The organism is Arsukibacterium sp. MJ3, assembly GCF_000987765.1.
Lineage (GTDB): Bacteria > Pseudomonadota > Gammaproteobacteria > Enterobacterales > Alteromonadaceae > Alishewanella.
On sequence record NZ_LAHP01000172.1, the window covers coordinates 1 to 464 of the forward strand.

The window sequence follows — 464 nt, forward strand, 5'->3', positions numbered from 1 at the left end:
AAAGGAGCTCTACAATGCGTGGCAACGTAACGGTACTTACCGCATTAAATAAAGTGTTAACGCGCAAGCTCACTGCCGTAAACCAATTCTTTTTGCATGCACGAATGTATAAAAACTGGGGGTTTGAACAGCTCAACCAGCATATTTACAAAGCATCTATTGCGGAAATGAAGTATGCCGATGAAGTAATCGAACGCATATTATTACTCGATGGCTTACCAAACTTGCAAGAGCTTGGGAAACTGTATATTGGCGAAAAACCGCACGAAATGCTAAAGCTTGATGATAAGTTGGTTAGTGAGGATATCCGCCATATCCGCGATGCCATCAGTGTGTGTGAAGAAGAACAGGATTTTGTGAGCCGAAAAATGCTCAGCGAAATACTTGCCAAACAAGAACACCACCAAGATTGGCTAGATACCCAATGCAGCATTATCGATACCATTGGTGAAGAAAATTACTTG

1 protein-coding gene is annotated in these 464 nt (G+C 41.8%); it reads left to right on the forward strand.

What is annotated here, in order from left to right; translation table 11 throughout:
* Window positions 1–14 precede the first annotated feature (14 nt).
* Window positions 15–464, forward strand: a 450-nt coding sequence (gene bfr, locus VT06_RS17340) for a bacterioferritin (protein ID WP_046555584.1), incomplete at its 3' end; no start/stop codon positions are given.